15 protein-coding genes and 1 pseudogene are annotated in these 16,107 nt (G+C 44.8%); 5 read left to right on the forward strand and 11 right to left on the reverse strand.

The window, feature by feature from the left end:
- Window positions 1-125 (forward strand): transposase (locus tag RIG66_RS14950; protein WP_446379313.1); only part of this gene is annotated, 125 nt, incomplete at its 5' end.
- On the opposite strand, the gene RIG66_RS14955 is transcribed toward RIG66_RS14950, so the two are convergent.
- From RIG66_RS14955 to pipX, 6 genes are all read right to left on the reverse strand, one after another.
- The gene (locus tag RIG66_RS14955; RefSeq protein ID WP_446379291.1) at window positions 122-1,099 is read right to left on the reverse strand and encodes a glycosyltransferase family 39 protein; all 978 of its coding nucleotides are present in this window, start codon (window positions 1,097-1,099) and stop codon (window positions 122-124) included. The two genes, RIG66_RS14950 and RIG66_RS14955, sit on opposite strands and share 4 nt — an antisense overlap.
- Before the next feature lie 243 nt (window positions 1,100-1,342).
- Window positions 1,343-2,302 (reverse strand): glycosyltransferase family 2 protein, encoded by a 960-nt coding sequence (locus RIG66_RS14960; protein ID WP_446379293.1) that lies wholly within the window; start codon window positions 2,300-2,302, stop codon window positions 1,343-1,345.
- 165 nt (window positions 2,303-2,467) lie between these two features.
- A complete protein-coding gene (gene proC / locus RIG66_RS14965; RefSeq protein WP_446379295.1) occupies window positions 2,468-3,289 on the reverse strand; it encodes a pyrroline-5-carboxylate reductase in 822 nt (273 codons plus the stop codon).
- Between the two features lie 51 nt (window positions 3,290-3,340).
- Entirely contained in the window at window positions 3,341-3,925 is a 585-nt protein-coding gene (locus RIG66_RS14970) for a cell division protein SepF (RefSeq protein ID WP_446379297.1), read from the reverse strand.
- 336 nt (window positions 3,926-4,261) lie between these two features.
- Window positions 4,262-4,933, reverse strand: coding sequence for a YggS family pyridoxal phosphate-dependent enzyme (locus tag RIG66_RS14975; RefSeq protein WP_446379299.1), 672 nt, complete (start codon window positions 4,931-4,933; stop codon window positions 4,262-4,264).
- Window positions 4,934-4,999: 66 nt separating this feature from the next.
- Entirely contained in the window at window positions 5,000-5,263 is a 264-nt protein-coding gene (gene pipX, locus RIG66_RS14980; RefSeq protein ID WP_006103405.1) for a transcriptional coactivator PipX, read from the reverse strand.
- A 468-nt stretch (window positions 5,264-5,731) separates the two neighbouring features.
- On the opposite strand from pipX, the gene RIG66_RS14985 reads away from it, so the two are divergent.
- Window positions 5,732-6,205 carry a molybdenum cofactor biosynthesis protein MoaE gene (locus RIG66_RS14985; protein WP_446379315.1) on the forward strand — a complete coding sequence of 158 codons (474 nt, stop codon included), beginning with the start codon at window positions 5,732-5,734 and terminating at the stop codon, window positions 6,203-6,205.
- A 482-nt stretch (window positions 6,206-6,687) separates the two neighbouring features.
- Here RIG66_RS14985 and RIG66_RS14990 read toward each other — a convergent pair whose 3' ends face one another.
- The 5 genes from RIG66_RS14990 to RIG66_RS15010 form a co-directional block, all read right to left on the reverse strand.
- Window positions 6,688-7,494 carry a hypothetical protein gene (locus tag RIG66_RS14990; RefSeq protein WP_446379301.1) on the reverse strand — a complete coding sequence of 269 codons (807 nt, stop codon included), beginning with the start codon at window positions 7,492-7,494 and terminating at the stop codon, window positions 6,688-6,690.
- A gap of 1 nt (window position 7,495) precedes the next feature.
- Window positions 7,496-9,124, reverse strand: a complete 1,629-nt coding sequence (locus RIG66_RS14995) for a restriction system-associated AAA family ATPase (protein WP_446379303.1) — start codon at window positions 9,122-9,124, stop codon at window positions 7,496-7,498.
- Window positions 9,121-10,704, reverse strand: a complete 1,584-nt coding sequence (locus tag RIG66_RS15000; RefSeq protein WP_446379305.1) for a restriction endonuclease subunit S — start codon at window positions 10,702-10,704, stop codon at window positions 9,121-9,123. The genes RIG66_RS14995 and RIG66_RS15000 overlap by 4 nt, the downstream gene beginning before the upstream one ends.
- Window positions 10,705-10,882: 178 nt before the next feature.
- A complete protein-coding gene (locus tag RIG66_RS15005; RefSeq protein WP_446379307.1) occupies window positions 10,883-11,107 on the reverse strand; it encodes a hypothetical protein in 225 nt (74 codons plus the stop codon).
- A 16-nt stretch (window positions 11,108-11,123) separates the two neighbouring features.
- Window positions 11,124-12,578, reverse strand: coding sequence for an N-6 DNA methylase (locus RIG66_RS15010; protein ID WP_446379309.1), 1,455 nt, complete (start codon window positions 12,576-12,578; stop codon window positions 11,124-11,126).
- 116 nt (window positions 12,579-12,694) lie between these two features.
- On the opposite strand from RIG66_RS15010, the gene RIG66_RS15015 reads away from it, so the two are divergent.
- The 3 genes and pseudogenes from RIG66_RS15015 to RIG66_RS15025 all read left to right on the forward strand — a co-directional run.
- A complete protein-coding gene (locus RIG66_RS15015; RefSeq protein WP_446379317.1) occupies window positions 12,695-12,856 on the forward strand; it encodes a hypothetical protein in 162 nt (53 codons plus the stop codon).
- A gap of 478 nt (window positions 12,857-13,334) precedes the next feature.
- Window positions 13,335-15,239 (forward strand): sulfite reductase, ferredoxin dependent, encoded by a 1,905-nt coding sequence (sir, locus tag RIG66_RS15020; RefSeq protein ID WP_446379311.1) that lies wholly within the window; start codon window positions 13,335-13,337, stop codon window positions 15,237-15,239.
- A gap of 170 nt (window positions 15,240-15,409) precedes the next feature.
- Window positions 15,410-15,967, forward strand: a pseudogene (locus RIG66_RS15025) (Rpn family recombination-promoting nuclease/putative transposase); the annotation flags it as partial.
- Window positions 15,968-16,107 lie beyond the last annotated feature (140 nt).

The raw sequence follows: 16,107 nt of genomic DNA on the forward strand, positions 1-16,107 counted from the left end.
TAGTTGAAGGAGTTAACAATAAGCTGAAACTATTAAAACGGTGTGGATTTGGCTTCAGGAACTTTAATAATTTTACAATACGCGCTTTACTTCTGTGGCATTATCCTAACGGTTTAGCACACTAAGTACGGAAGACCCGTAAATAATGACCTAAGTTCAGACTTAAAAAGATAAGTGTAACGATACTAATCGGTTTCCATAATTTCCAGCGTAGGCGGTTTAGTTTCGCCAGGAAAAACCAAACCATTAAAGGAAAGGCATAGATATAGCCTGAACTCTTGGTAAAAACAGCCAGTCCTAAGCTAGCGCCAATACTTATAACTAAGGAAAGCGGAATCTTTTTTTCGGGCAATGCCAACAGAATATAATGGGCAAGACAAACTAACCAAAAAGCGACAGCATAGTCATTTTGAGTGCTGGACGCTTGCAGGATTCCCATCGGAATCGTAGCGCAGAAAATAGCCGCGAAAATTTGCCCCCGTTGATCTGCACCCAGTTGTTTAGCAATTAGGGATACGCCAATAATGCTGGCAACCATACTTAACCATTGCACCAAATTAGCCAAGCGATCGCCCCGACTGAGAATCTGTAGATGCATGATCACAAATTCGGCAAACGGGGGGTGAACTAATTGAGCCGAATAGTAGGTGGGATAATGGGCAACACTGCGATTTTGTATCCAATGAACTACCCGCGCCATGTGATAGGTCATAGAATCCCAATTATTAGGTGGCGCTACCACAGCAATTAAACCAACTGTCGCCATAATACAGACGACACCGCCCAGCAAAATCAGTGAGACTGGGGTGAGTTTGGGGCGTTCAGGGAAATTTATCGATCGCTTTCCTCTCTTAACCAGTCGATAATAGATAAACAAGAGTGCGATATCTGTAATCAGCCACAAGACCAACACTGAGCTAAATGTCAAGACTCTAAATAGACTTAACGTCTCAGTAAATACCGTAATCAAAACTCCCCAGACAATCGCTGCGGATAAGGCAGAACCCCGCCAGTCTTGACCTGGATACTGGAAAATTAGAAATAGAAGCAATAATGAGAGTAAAGGTAAGCCAGCCAGCATATTGATGATTCCGTTCACGAATTAAACTAATAGTCTTAATTTTCTATCTTGTCAACAGTGACTCACCAGGGATATAATTGCTGGGCAACCATAGGATAATTGTCCAGTGAATCTTGCTCAGAATGGAGAATGCTGGATTGCTCTTGCAGGTTACGAGTCTCAATTAGATTATATTGATCATTATTGAATCCTATTAGCAGAACAGGTTGATTTAGGTCAACCTCTTGCAGAATGTTTGTTGAGTCTATAGTGTTGACAAAATTAACGGATTGGGTATCTAGAGTGATCAGGGAAACCACCTACTTCTGCTAGGGTGTAAAGGGGTCTGGCTTTGACCTCTTCATAAATTCGTCCAATATATTCGCCTAATATACCGATACTGATGAGCTGAACTGATCCCAGAAAGAAAATGGCGATCGCGATCGTGGCAAATCCTGTTAAGGGAGAATTCGGTGAAGCTAAACGCCAGTATAGGACTAATACCGACATGAATAGAGCTAACGCCGCCGACAGTAATCCGAGATAGGTGGATAATCGTAACGGTACTTTGGAGAACGAGACTAAACTGTTCACGGCTAACCCCAGGGATTTACGAAAGGTGTATTTAACATCCCCAGCAAAACGGGGATCACGTTCAAACCGAATCGCCGTCTGCTGAAAACCTACCCACGATCGCAAGCCTCGAATGTAGCGGTTTTGTTCGGGCATGGCATTGAGCAAATCGACAACTTGCCGATCCATTAAACAGAAATCACCCGTATCTGTGGGAATATCCACCTCGGCTAGAGACTTGAGTAAACGATAAAATACATAAGCGGTGAAGCGCTTAAACACACTTTCCTTTCGGCGTTTAAGGCGTTGTGCATAAACCACTTGATAACCTTGTCGCCATTTTTCCACCATATCGGGGATCAACTCCGGTGGATCTTGCAAATCCGCATCTAGGACGACAATAACCTGACCTCGGGCAAAATTCAGACCTGCCGTTACCGCCATCTGATGCCCAAAGTTACGTGCCAAACTAAGATAACAGACTCGTTTGTCTTGCTGGTGCAGTTCTCGGATAATCTGTAACGAGCGATCGCGACTGCCATCATTAATTAAAATGAATTCTACAAGACCATCCATGCGATCGGCGACAGCGCTGATCCGACGATACATTTCCTGGAGGGTTTCTTCTTCGTTATAGATGGGAATAATCCAAGAATACTTTGGCAGCATCGTCTATTGTCTATGAATTGACATCTCCACTCCTTAAAAGAGAGTGGATTCTGATAGGAACAGGCAAACCCTGACATAAGACGTAGAATTCTTGAAAAGCAAGTATAACAAATGACGTAGCTTGCTTCTCAAGGGAGCGAGTATGACGAATGACGAATGACGATCCTACTTACCCAGTTGTTGAGAGCGCTGATAAGCGGCTTGTACAGCTTCTATCAGCGCCGAACGGAAACCAGAACGCTCCAATTGAGCAATTCCAGCAATTGTAGTGCCACCTGGACTTGTCACTTGATCTTTAAGTTGAGCGGGATGGATTTGTTTATCCTGTAACAGTTGTGCCGTTCCCCATACCGTGGAAAGTGCTAATTTAGACGCGATCGCTCTGGGTAATCCGGCAGCTACACCCCCGTCGGCTAAGGCTTCAATCATCACTGCCACGTAAGCCGGTCCCGATCCCGATAACCCAGTAACAGCATCCATTAAGGATTCCGACACCTCCACCACTTCACCCACTGCACCCAAAAGGGTTTTTGCTTGTTCTAAATGGTTAGCCGTGACGCTTTTTCCGGGTGCGATCGCGGTTATTCCTGCTCCTACTGTGGCTGGGGTATTGGGCATCGCCCGAATGACTGGCTGATGCTCAAATACGGCTTCGAGTTTCCCTAAAGATACACCCGCTAAAATCGAAATCACCAGAGGCAGGGTTTCGGAAGCTGAGGGATTCTGGTCATCCTGTGACAAGTCACTCGCTACCGCCTTAAACACTTGAGGTTTAATTGCCAAAAGTAAAACCTCGCCAGCTTCCGCCGCCACCCCGTTATCCGAGGTGACATTAACCCCATAGCGTTGGCTTAAATCCTCTCGTCGCTGGGCTTGGGGATCACTGACCAGCACCTGATCAGGGCGATAAACTTGCTGTGCGATCAGGCGGGATAAGATCGCTTCTCCCATTACCCCGCCGCCGATTATGCCAAGTTTGATAGACACCCACCCTTCCTTTAGTGAACGGACATTCGATGTTCGACAATCTCAATTGAATTACTGAGCCATACGTTCCGGCTCAGACGTCCAACTGGGAGGAGGCGCTGAACGTGATCCACGAGTTTGTTCAGCAACGTCGTGAATGACACCCGATTGAGTACTTACCTGTACACAGCTTGGTGTAAACAAGAAAATACTTTCACCAATGCGCTCTTGATGACCATCGATCGCATAAGTTCCGCCAGCCACAAAATCCACGGCTCGTTGAGCTTGATCAGGGTCCATCATGGTTAGATTTAAAACCACAGACTTGCGTTCTCGCAGGGCTTGAATCACCTGGGGCATTTCTTCAAACGAACGCGGCTCAATCACGGCGACTTCCGAAATCCCGTTTACCGCTCCCGGCATACCAATCACATTATTCATGTTTACCGCTCCCATTCCTGAATCCGATCCTACAACAGGACGTTCCCGAACCCGACGTCGAGGAGGACGTTCTTCCTCCGCAGGCGCTGGCATAGGTGGTTCTTGCTGATAGAGATTTTGATACGTCTCACCATCCACGTCCTCGTATTCATACTCATATTCGGGATCATTAGGACCGACCACAAAATCTCGCAGCTTGTTAAAAATATTGTTCATTGGATCTACTCTCCATCACAACTTTAGGGTTTGTCGGGAAACGCTAGAATCGACCCTCGTTGAGGTATCAGTCTTTAACTCTTGCGGGTTGAGACCGAAACCCCAAGCAAACGGCTAGCTTACCCCGCGATCGCCTAACATTTCCTACCACCGGAGCTTGTCAAAAGTAAGCCCTTAGTATACACCCGCTTCTAATCAAACGGGTAGTTCTATGCCCATAACGGTGAAAACACTCAGGGATTACTTACAAGACAATACATATCATAAGAGTTATTTTGGCACTATACAGCAGTTGTTTACTCATAATGCTAAATAATCGCTCCATTCCTCGCCGACTTAATCCCCGCGTTCACCAAAAATAATTCGCCCGAGTCGTACCATCGTTGCACCCGCTTGGATGGCGAGGGCGTAATCCTCTGACATTCCCATAGAAAGCTGATGCATTCGCAAATTCGACCAATTTTGCTGTCCAATTTCATTCGCCAGATCCCGAGTCCGCTCAAAGACACCCAGAGTTTCCTGGCGGGACAATCCCAACGGGGGAATCGTCATTAATCCTTGAATTTGCAACGCCTTACACTGATCCAGTTCAGGTAAAGCCTCTAGCAATTCCGGTATCGTCCAACCGTATTTATGGGGATCAGGCATAATTTTGACTTGGAGACAGATTTGGGGAGTGACAGCCAACTCACAAGCTAATTGATTCAGTCGCTGGGCTAACTTGAGGCTGTCACAGGAATGAATCCACTGAAATTGAGTTAAAGCTTTTTTTGCCTTATTGCTCTGAAGATGTCCGATCAAATGCCAGGTAATGTCAGGCAAATCTTGCAGTTCATCCTGTTTAGCCGCCGCCTCTTGAACTTGGCTCTCGCCAAAATCTCGCACGCCAGCTTGATAGGCTTCGCGTATCGCCTCTACCGATACTCGTTTAGTCACAGCAATTAACCGCACGACGGGCGGTAGCTGTTGGCGAATCTGAGCAATACGTTCTGTAATTGAGCCTGTCATGATGTGAGATGAGCAATAAGGGAGTCACGAGAGAGAGTGAATCATCCAAAAATCAACCGCTACTGCTCATTGGAATGTTTGCTTATGAATTTTCTGAAGCTGCTCAAAATCTTTGGATGCACCCATACGACGGAGAATGCGGAGACGATTTTCCACCAAATGACGAGCATCTGAACGACTAATCGGTTCAAACGCCAAACCATTCGAGCCTGTCGTCACCAAAAAAAATAGACGCTGGGCGTAAAGGGTAGTGAACAGTTCCTGGTTGTCTTCAACCATGCAAACGCGAAAAAGTAAACCAAAGGTTGGATGATTTAGATAGGTTTCCATTAAAACCCTGCGATAGACCTGTTAGACAACAGATTGGACATAAGAGAATAAGTATGGGAAGAGATGCCGCATAGGTTAGTCATTGTTAAACACAATTATCAATAGGTCAGCAAGAGATCAGCTAAATTAGTTTACAGCGTTATTATTGATTGCCCCAAACTTACCACAGCCCTTCAGAGTGCTACTATCCTCAAAAGGTTATATCATGCTTAGCATCCCTTAAAACATCCTCTGGTCATTGTAATTTCGCGTGAAACCCCTCCCTCAGCCGATCCTTTGCCAGCTCAGGAGGGAGAGGAGGGATAGCGTGCCTCTGGCAATTAAGGAAGCTGGGGGAGTAGAGACGTGCCACGGCGCTATGGCGAGCTGGGGGGAATGGTTCAATTAGAGCTTATCGCAGCAATATTGGAATCTCCCTGCACCTGTGCGCTAAAAAGAAAATATTCTCCATCTACCCGCAAAGTCGCCATGTCTATAGCCTCTCCCCAAAAACTACAAACCCATGATAGCTTCGCCATAACCTTTGCTCCCCTATCCCTCGCCGATGTCTATACCCTCGCCGATGATCCTGCCAATGGTGCTGTCGTCGTCATGAGTGGCACCGTCCGCAACCAAACCGAAGGCAAACCTGTTGTATCACTGGAATATCAAGCCTATGAACCCATGGCATTGCGCGTATTTGCCACCATTGCCCAAGACATTCGACAGACGTGGGCTGACGTCAATCGCGTCGTCATTCACCATCGCATCGGACGCTTACAAATTGGTGAAATTAGCGTCTTAGTTGCCATTGGCTGTCCCCATCGTTCAGAAGCCTTTGCTGCCTGTAAATATGCCATTGATACCTTAAAACATAACGCTCCCATTTGGAAAAAAGAACACTATCGAGATGGTGCCAGTACCTGGGTGAGTATTGGCGCGTGTGAACATAAGAATCAGTAGATTGCAGGACTTAAGCATTGACAAAAAATATAGCTTGTGATTCAAACCAAACAGCAAAGGCTTATGGTGATTTGTCTGTTGGCTTCACTCTTGCCACATTATTGCGGCTGTGGCGCACATCGAAGCCGCCCTAGTCGAAACGCCAGTCGAAATAGTACGTTCAAGAGCATCGTCAGGAAAGCGCGATCGCACTAAACGCTGACACCGACAACATTCTTAATAAACTGAATAAGTCGTTCATCGCCATTCTTGCAGTGTCTGTGTAGCATTCGGAATACAGCCGCTTTCAAGAACGCTCGATCTTTGAATCCATTATTTTCTTGATATGATGTATATTTTTTAATAGCATCAATTAATTCTTCAGTAGAAGTAGGCACAGAGTCCCAAGACTTACAATAGTTTCCAAATTCTCTCAGATAAGAAGTAAAGCCTTCATTCAATACATCTCGTTCATATCGTTCTCGAATGTGGAACACATCATCTCAAGTCGTCACTTCTTCAGAATTAGAGCCAAAATCAATGTTCCATTTTGGTAGTTGCTCTCCAGTTTTTCCGAGTTCCCCAGCAAAAGGCTGACTGTTATCAAGGGACACAGTAAGCGTTCCGTGGTTATAAGGATCAAATGACTTACGACGAGTACCATCATCTTTTCTAAGAATATCCTGAGCCAGCTTATAGCGTGAATTGCATTTGTTTCCCATTGGCACAAGGTTGCGTAAGTTTGCCGCCGCAAAAGCATATTTTTCTTTTGATAGATAATGATCTAATGCTTCACGGCGTGCCCCTGGTGCATCGAAGGACTCATATCCACAAAAGGGGCAGATATGATAAGCAGCCGCATCATAGATTGCTTTGTAGTGCTGATCGCGAATTTCTAAATCTTGAAGAATATTAAAGGCGTAATTAAACAGATCAGTTACTGGTTTTTGAATGATTTGAGGTAAATCTTGAATTGCATCACAGTCATGTTGGCAAGACAAAAGAAGGGCTATCTTATTTTGATCATTGAATGCTTGTAAGATTTGCCCTCGTTCGGAAGCACTAATAGTTTTCAACAGTTCCTGATAGTTCTTCAATTTATCCCCCAAGCTTAGTCTTCTTGGATTAGGCTTATTCGATATCTTTAAACGACGTTTCAACCGACTTCGATAGGGTTCTGAAATCAATTCAGCCCAGTTTGTTGATGTATTTCCAGTTTCTAAATTTCTATGGATGGCTTGCAGTATTTGACCAAGACACTCGTGGAGCCAGTTCTCTGCTGTCACTGTAATTGGATAACCAAAAAGCATTCTAAACTCCGTCCCTATTTCTTACCTGCCGCAAGTGATCGACAAGAAATGCTTTCTCTACAGAGTCTCCCAACTCCTGAATTCCTGTTTTAATTTCTTCGGGATTATCACTCCTCATGAGTTTTTCAATTTTGTCACGCGAACGTTGAGAGATAGGTGGACGAATTCGGAAGCATTCTTCGATAATCGTATCAAATGTAGAGCCAAATGTTTCAACATCGGGATTGTTAATTTGGATCTGATCGTCTTCATTTTTACTAAATATAAAAACTTTCTCTCTTTGCATATCTGAAGGAATAAAGGGGGCGTGTGTTGTCAGCAAACAGTCTTGCCTAGCTGCTCTAGAGGGTTTTCTGCGCTCTCCATCCTTTGTGGGCAAATCAAATATGCGAGAAATGAATTTTACCCGCCATTGTGGGTTGAAATGGGATTCAGGTTCATCAAGTAGAAAAAGTATATTAGGAGACGACAACATGCAAAACATACCGAGAAGCTGACAAAGTTGGTGTTCACCATCAGAAAGCGATACATAATCTACCTCTTCCTCATTTATTTCTTCGCCAGTCTTTTGCTTACGAAAGATCACTCGTTCAAATCGAAAAACTTTATCTTCATCTTGAGGTTCAGGAAGGCGCGAAGCAAATCGTCTTGTTCTTGTATCTCTCCGAAATCGATCGCGTGTCTTCTTTGACAACACTAAGTCATTTAACATGGCAAGTTTGTGAAATGACGAATAAAGATTAAGGGCATTACCCCAAAAGGAACGAAATGCTTCTCTCGTATGCTCATTGATCCAGTAATCGAATATATAGCTTTCTGTTTTATCGTCGTAGGTATAGCAGGTAGCACATCGTTGAAGCTGATCAATATAAGTCTCAAGTTCATCAGTTAATTGTATGCCCTTACGTTTAGTTCTTTTCTTGCTTTTTTTCTGATGTGCCAGTTGAATGATACAACGAAATGAATGTAGATCTTGCAGTTGTGCTTCTTTTAGAAGTGCCTCCCGTTGAAAATCTTCACCGAGTAGAAGGTTGGCGACGAGAACTTCAAGATGCGTTTCATAGTCGATCAGCATCAAGCGCGTATCAGGAACAGATTGACTTCGGGTTGCTACATTCAAGGCTCTGCGCCCTACTTCATCTGCATATCCACTGCGGCTTACTAGGAAGGGTAGACTGAGTGTTTCGTTATTACCTGATGTATAACCAACAACCTTTTGAGGCAGTAAGGCATGAGTTTCAGGAGCTTTCGGATCGCAATCTATCCAATCATATTCCTCCCTTCTCTGGATTATCAGGGGTGGACGTTTCCTGTCAACAGCTTCCCGTGATATGCGGACGCGAATAGGCAGCTGGTTCTCTTCTGGGTAAATAAAATACTCAATTTCAAATTGAAGTTCGGGATTACCTTCAATACGCTCTTCCTCACTAATACAAGTATGAAAGACTGACTGAAATATCTCGGCGATTACCTGCAAAAACTGAGATTTTCCTGAGCCATTTGGTCCAATAAGACACAAGGGGTCAAATGAAGAATAGTCATTCAATGGGCTTCGCAATCCGACATTTACATCATCCAGCAATCCACCACACGTCTCAGCCGCAATGATATAGACTCGCAAAAGCTTCATTGGTACCTCCTCATAAAACGCATTGCCTTCGTTTCTGAATCAAAGATCTGGATAATGCTTGGTTCAGATTCATCAAGCAATGCAAATAATATATCTTTAATTGAATCATAATCTCCACTCATTTTTTCATTTATAGCACTATACAATTCATCAAATGAAAATATGTTGTTAGGGAGTTGATGAATGAGCTTTTTTAGCGATTGACTAGATATCTTGGTCATATTGGATTTACGGCGATTGACAACTCTCTTTGGTTTATTCGGTTGTGCTGCACGTTCGGCGCGAATGCGCTCAAGTAGCACTGAAACGGGTTCGTCATTAGGAGCTTGTGGCACTAACTCACCACGAAATGCTTTAGACAACAAAGTAGGTGTTAGCTGCTCGACTCGTGTAAGGGCATTTTGATAGCGAGCTTCAATGCGATCGGCATAGGTTAAAAGAGTGCTAGCACGACGAACAATTTCCTGTTGCTCATCGAGGGGAGGGAGAGGAAATTCAATATTTGAAAATCGTCCCGCGCTGAGGTGAGCAATGTTGGTTGTGATTTTACCCTCTCTGCTGAATCGACCACAGTGCATATAATGCCGAAATACGAGTAAAGCAAAATCCCGATTAACTGTATCAAAGGCACGAAAACGAATAAGTGTGTTGGTGAAGCAAGCTCCCGGAAGCTCATCGCGATACATAGCTGGTCGTCCTAAAAACTCAGGACTTTGCCCTTCATTGAGGAGAATATCGCCATACACAAGTTGATATTTCTCGAAATCTTCAGGAGGAAAATCCATTTCCATTACATCTGAGAGATCGATTCTATCTTCAAATATATTTTGAACTCTAAGATAGGGTCGCATGTGCTGACCAGAGTGATATTTGGGGGCTCGTTGTCTGCCTAACTGAATCTTGCCAACTTCCCGCATCAACTTCCACTCCCAACTAGAGGGAAGATCATTGCTATTCGGCTCTAATTCTTCAATAGAAGCAGAAATTTCGCGCCAATCCTGGGTAAGTTTCCCTGATATTGCTGCTGCAAGCACGGCTTGTCGGAAGCCTTCGAGAATGCGGGGAATTTGCTCTAGGCGATCGCGACAAGCATCCACCCGTGCCAGCAATGAATCGAGCTGATCAGCAATCCCTTTTTGTTCACTAAGTGGCGCAACAGAAATTTCTAGATTCTGAATGATTTTGCTGCCAATCCCGGCAAATGTTGTCCCCGTCCCCTGTTGCGATAGCCACGGTTCAATATGACGGAAGTAATGCAGTAGGTACTTCTGATGAAATGGAGGAATTGCTTGAATAGCCGCTAATCCACGACCTATACAACATTTCTCTGCTGCAAGATTGGTCGGTCCGACTGGCGCACGCACTGAAAGCAAAATGTCACCTTCTTCCGCTACTCTTTCCGGTTCAGTACACCACTTCCGAACTGTAGGAAATAACTTTCCAAAGTCAGCCTTCCCTTGAAAAAAGGGCAATCCTTCGCCTTTGTCGTTGTAGCTCCGTGAGTTGGGCGATTGCCCCATCTGTATTAGGGCAATTTCAGACAGAAGAGTATAAATCCAGCCATCTGGGATATTACTCACGCCCCAACCTCCCAATCTTCAACCTGCAACCCATCCACACGCCCAAACTCTCTTATATGATGTTTCACTAGCGTTAGATTATTTGCCATTTTTTGAATAGGAACCGACTTAAGCCTCTGCTTTACGTTCAAATTTCTGCCTTTTAGAATAATGCAGACGTTTGTATCAAGAATATATTTCATTCCAGGGGTTCGCGTTCAGATTGTTCATTTTGAGGATGTCTAATAAATGAGTCATCTTGAATACATCCGTAAAACCGTGAAACAGAGGCAGCTTCAAACCCTTTTGGCAGCGTCGTTTGATAGACAATGACAACCTCGATATCCGTATCTTTCATCTCAGGTAAATGAACCTTCAAAAGACCATCACTACCGATATGGGATTTTAGTGTGATGCTCTGCATCGTTCTCACTCTGTACCTACAAACTGATTTCTTCTCCCAATTCTTGCACAATGCCCTGTAACTCGGCTATTGCCGCTTCCAGTTCACTGATTGCTTCCTGGGCAAGGATTGCAGGTTCAGGTAACTCGCCGTTCTCCTCTTCCCGTTCATCCTTCAGCCAAGAGATGTCTAAATTTTCGTCACGTTCAGCAATCCAGTCACGGGAAAATCGTCTAAAGCGTCCTTCTTCTCCAGTGTCAGTACGCTGTGCCAAACTAGCAGAACCACCCAAAGGATCATCACCAAAGAAGGCTTCAAACTCAGCAAAATGTTCACGCCTCAGCGATGTCCGCCGACCAAACTGGGGAGTGTTAGTCCGCAGGTCATACACCCACACTTCCTTCGTATTACCTGTTTGCTTCTTACCACGGGTAAAAAACAACACGTTTGTCTTAACACCCTGAGCATAGAAAATACCAGAGGGTAAACGCAAAATTGTATGAAGATTGCATTTGTCCATCAAAGCAGACCGGATTTGACGTCCCACGTTGCTTTCAAACAGCACATTGTCAGGAAACACGGCAGCAGCACGACCTCCGGGCTTCAGCCCTAGATAAATGTGTTGCAAAAAGCAAAACGGTTTATTGCTGGTGGGAAACTCAAAATCTGAACGGTTGGGCAAGCCTCCACCTTTTTTGCTGCCAAATGGCGGATTAGTGAGAATCAGCGTCGCTGGCGGTAAGGCTTGTCCATCTGGTGAAAGCGTATCACCATAATGTATGCCTGCACCTTGCGGATCAGAATCTAGCCCATGGAGCATCAAATTCATTAATGCTAAACGATGGGTGTCTTGGACATGTTCCATGCCATAAAAGGTATTGCCGTGATATTTGTTGTTTTGTTTGTTAGTCCAACTATTCGGATTACTATGTTCTCGGATATAGCGATTGGCAGCAATTAAAAATCCACCTGTACCCGCCGCAGGGTCTTGAATGATGTCATCCAGGGTAGGACGCATCACACGTACCATACTGTCAATTAGCGGACGGGGCGTAAAATACTGCCCAGCCCCAGCCTTCTTTTCATTGGCGTTTTTCTCTAACAACCCTTCATAGACATCGCCCAGTCCCTCTCGCTTGGCACTGTACCAGTCAAGCTTGTCAATCTCAGTGACTAGCGTGGAAAGGGTTGTGTCTTTTTTAATAGAAGAATGGGCATCGGTAAAAATTTCTTTAACCAACGTAGAGCCGTGACTGCCTAAATAGCTCAACAGCCCCTTATAGAATTCCAAGGGCTTCTCTGTTTGTCCCTCTAGATCATCCCAGCGATAACCCTCTGGAAGTTGACGCTCGGTGCCAGTTTCCTTCGCCATCTTCAGAAACAGCAGGTACGTCAGTTCGATCACGTACTGATGGTAAGTTACTCCGTCGTCTTTGAGGATATTGCAGAGATTCCAGAGTTTGGCAACAATGTCATGGGTAGCAGTACTCATAAGTAAAAATTATACACCTTACACGTCATCGTGCAAAAGCCCATCATCGCAGATCGGGCGAAAAATTAGCGCCAAATATCGGATAAAATCAACAATCAAGAATTAAACGTTGTCCTATGACCCATGCCTGTTGTGGACCCGGTTACGCTTCCCCTGAAGCGGCAATGAAAGCAGACCGGGAAACGATTCTCTATACCATCGCTCTCTATACGGGTACGGGAATTTATCTAATTTATCTAATTGTGGGTTTTGGGGGAGCAATAAGACCCACGCCATAATTTTTAATTGGGCGTTGGGATACACTGGACTCCCCCAACCTCAATGTGGTAAATTGACATTGACTTCGATACATCTGCTCACAAAGCTAGTTGAAATTGCTGCACCGTGAGTTGATTCTCGAATTCGATAACAACAACCAACGCAAATCAAACTAACTAGTACCGCTGGGCTAGCGGGAATGGAAACTGCCTGTGCAGACGGTCTACCGGGGACTGAAATGTACTCTTCTCAGTCTAGGTAAGTGTCGAAATCCCCTGAGCTTCGACAGGCTCAGCTACCGCGTAGCCGAAGGGGAAAAAGCAGGAAATCCAAGTTGTGAAGCTTGGAAGCCCACATTAGAATCTTTGATTTGGTGTGGGAGGATGTCACATCAAAGTCGCGCCCACACTTATTAAACAGGTATTAGGATCAGAATATTCAACGTAATCCCGATAGAGTTACGGTAATATAGCTGATCCGTTCGGACTTATAGCATCCATGGTTGTATCTCAGAATCCCTCTGTACAGAAAACGTCTAAACTTGAAGGCATAAAAGAACGCAGTAACTGCTTACGCGAACCCGTAGCCAGTGAGTTGCTGGAAGACACCACCCATTTCAGTGGTGATGCCGTACAAATTCTTAAATTTCATGGTTCCTACCAGCAAGATGACCGCGATAATCGGGTTAAAGGGCAAGAAAAAGACTATCAGTTCATGCTGCGAACCCGTTCTCCTGGCGGGTTTATTCCCCCTCAACTCTATCTAACGCTGGATCAACTCTCTGATGAGTACGGGAACCATACCATGCGAGTCACCACTCGCCAAGGGTTTCAGCTTCACGGTATTCTCAAAAAGAACTTAAAGGCAACCATTGCCGCGATTGTCCGCAATATGGGTTCAACCCTCGGCGCTTGCGGGGACTTAAACCGCAATGTTATGGCACCTCCCGCCCCGTTCAAGACTCGTCCTGATTACCAATATGCCTGGGAGTATGCCGATAAAATTGCCGATTTATTAACCCCTCAGACGGGCGCTTATTATGAAATTTGGCTGGATGGGGAAAAAGCAATTAGCGCCGAAGAAGCCCCAGAGGTGAAAGCGGCGCGTCAGCGTAATGGCAACGGTACGATATTCGCGGATAAAGAAGAACCGATTTACGGGGAACATTATATGCCCCGTAAGTTTAAGTGTAGTGTTACCGTTCCCGGCGATAACTCCGTTGATCTCTACACCCAAGACGTCAGCTTGGTGGTGATGATGAATCAGCAGGGAGAATTGGAAGGATTTAATGTTCTCGCAGGTGGTGGTTTAGGGCGCACCCATAATAAGGAAGAAACCTTTGCCCGTATGGCTGATCCGATTGGTTATGTGGCAAAAGATGATATCTTCGACTTGATCAAAGCGATTGTGGCAACTCAGCGAGACTATGGCGATCGCGTGAATCGTCGTCATGCCCGAATGAAGTACCTGATCAATGATTGGGGCGTTGATAAGTTTCGCGCTAAGGTTGAAGACTACTTCGGTAAGCCTATCGCCCCCTACAAACCCCTCCCTGCCTTTAAATACAAAGACTATCTGGGATGGAATGAGCAAGGAGACGGTAAGTTATTTTTAGGCATTTCCATTGAGAATGGGCGAGTTAAAGATGAGGGGAACTTCCAGCTAAAGACAGCTTTACGGGAAATTGTCAAGCAATTTGACCTGCCCATGCGGATGACACCCAACCACAATGCCATTCTTTATGAGATTGAACCTTCTCAACAGCAAGCCATTGAACAGATTCTAAACCAACATGGGGTGCAAATCACCCCAGAGGGAATCGAACCCTTAGTCCGCTATTCCATGGCTTGTCCCGCCCTTCCCACCTGTGGCTTAGCGATTACTGAATCAGAACGGGCAATTCCAGGGATTACGGTGCGGATTCGGACATTGTTGGACAAACTAGGATTAAAGGATGACCATTTTGTCATTCGGATGACGGGATGTCCCAATGGATGTGCCAGACCTTACATGGCAGAATTAGGATTCGTCGGGAGTGCGCCTGGAAAATATCAAGTGTGGTTAGGCGGTTCACCGGATCAGACGAGGTTAGCACAAGCCTATATCGAAAAACTGCCGATTGAAGAACTCGAATCCTTCCTCGAACCCATGTTCATACAATTCAAGCAACAGCGCGAACTCGGGGAAAGTTTCGGTGATTTTTGCGATCGCGTAGGTTTTGATGCGATTCGGGAGTATTCTGCCAATTACGAATTCCCAAAACCCACCAAGAAAACCCGACATCGGATTTCCCTCAATGATGACCTTTACAGCCGTCTCAAAGATGCCGCCGCCAGTCAAGGGAAGCCGATTAGCCATCTCGCCGCCGACGCGATCGAGGCGTTTCTCCATCAGTCATCTTAAATCGGGCTTAACTGATTAAGATTGATTGGGTAGGGGCACGATAGTATCGTGCCCTTTATCAAATACCGTCTGTTCCCTGTGACACACCGAGCGCAGCCGAGGTGTTCCCTAATCTGAACCGTTAACTTTAATTGTGTCCACCCACTTAGCGACTCAAAAGGGAGAAACCGATGAGATTTATCAGCCCTAAAGTCGATTACGCCTTTAAAAAAATATTCGGTTCTGAACAGAGTAAGGAAATATTAATCAGCTTTCTCAATGCGATCATTTATGCCGGGGAGCCAGTCATTAAATCGTTAACCATCGTCAATCCTTACAATCCGGGTCAGGTACTCAGTTTAAAAGACACGTATTTAGATGTGAAAGCCCTTTTAGCCGATGGCTCGATTGTCGTCATCGAAATGCAAATTGCATCCATGGCGGCGTTTAATAAACGAGTAGCTTATAACCTGGCAAAAGCCTATAGCAACCAGTTGGTCAAAGGAGAAGACTACCCGCTACTAAATTCTGCGATCGCGGTGACAATTACCGACTTTATCCTGTTTAAAGAAACCGAAGCCGTGATCAACAAATTTCGGTTTAAAGAAGAAACTAAAAACTTTGAATGTATTGGTGGCGAATTACGACTAATTTTTGTAGAATTGCCAAAATTTAAGAAAAGCTTATCCGAGTTAAATAATTTAACAGACAAGTGGATTTACTTCTTGAAAGAAGCAGCTATTTTGGAAGATAAGCTGTTCGGCATTTAAATAGGGTATAATTAAAATAGGAAATCCGAAAAACGAAAAAAATATGCCAGCCAAAAATTATTTGAAACCCGCTCAAAAAGAAAAATTACAAGTTGCTCTAAAAACCGAGAAAAATGCAG

The sequence above is a fragment of the Coleofasciculus sp. E2-BRE-01 genome (genome assembly GCF_040221695.1).
In the GTDB taxonomy this organism is placed as follows: Bacteria; Cyanobacteriota; Cyanobacteriia; order Cyanobacteriales; family Coleofasciculaceae; genus Coleofasciculus.